General features: G+C 66.5%; 1 protein-coding gene. It reads left to right on the top strand.

What is annotated here, in order from left to right; all coding sequences use genetic code 11:
• On the top strand, positions 1-1,167 hold a 1,167-nt coding region (mmsA, locus tag E3T54_RS00605), incomplete at both ends, for a CoA-acylating methylmalonate-semialdehyde dehydrogenase (protein WP_134474127.1).

Genomic DNA, 1,167 nt, shown 5'->3' with positions numbered 1-1,167 from the left:
CCGACGTCGACGTCGCGATTGCGTCGGCCCTGGCCGCTTTCCCGGCCTGGCGTGACACCTCGCAGGCCAAGCGCCAGAGCATCATGTTCAGTTTCCGTGAGCTGCTCAATGCCCGTAAGGGCGAGCTGGCCGACATCCTCACCGCCGAGCACGGCAAGGTGAGCGCGGATGCGCTCGGCGAGATCACGAGGGGGCTGGAGGTCGTCGAGTTCGCGCTCGGGATGCCGCACCTGATGAAGGGCGATTACTCGGAGAACGTGTCGACGGGTGTTGACGTGTATACGCTCAAGCAGGCCCTCGGTGTGGTGGGCATCATCAGTCCGTTCAATTTCCCGGCGATGGTGCCGTTGTGGTACTTCCCGATTGCGATCGCGGCCGGGAACACGGTCGTGCTCAAGCCCAGCGAGAAGGACCCGTCGGCGTCGAATTGGATGGCCGCCCTGTTCACCGAGGCGGGCCTGCCCGATGGTGTTTTGAACGTCGTGCACGGCGACAAGGAGGCCGTCGACGCGTTGCTGGTGAACCCGGCCGTGCAGGCGATTTCGTTCGTCGGGTCGACCCCGATCGCGAAGTACATCTACGAGACCGCTGCGCTCCACGGCAAGCGGGTGCAGGCCCTCGGCGGGGCGAAGAACCACATGCTGGTGCTGCCGGACGCGGACCTGGACCTCGCTGCGGACGCGGCGGTCAACGCCGGGTTCGGCTCGGCCGGTGAGCGGTGCATGGCGATCAGCGTGGTCGTGGCCGTCGAGCCCGTCGCGGATGAGCTGATCGCGAAGATCACCGAGCGGATGAAGGGCCTCAAGGTCGGCGACGGTATGCGCGGCTGCGACATGGGCCCGCTGATCACGAAGGTGCACCGCGACAAGGTCGCCTCGTATATCGACGTTGCGGCCGCGGACGGGGCCGAGGTCGTCGTCGACGGTCGCGGCATCGAGGTCGATGGGGACGCATCCGGTTTTTGGCTCGGCCCGACCCTGTTCGACAAGGTCGGTACCGACTCGGCCGTGTACCAGGATGAGATCTTCGGCCCGGTGCTCTCGGTGGTCCGCGTCGCCACGTACACCGAGGGCCTCGACCTGATCAACAGCAGCCAGTACGGCAACGGCACGGCGATCTTCACCAACGACGGCGGGGCGGCCCGCCGTTTCCAGAACGAGGTGCAGG

The sequence above is a fragment of the Cryobacterium sp. Sr8 genome (assembly GCF_004403225.1).
In the GTDB taxonomy this organism is placed as follows: Bacteria; Actinomycetota; Actinomycetes; order Actinomycetales; family Microbacteriaceae; genus Cryobacterium; species Cryobacterium psychrotolerans.
The sequence above is the reverse complement of the archived record's forward strand: the minus strand, read 5'-3'. Positions and strand labels throughout refer to the sequence as shown.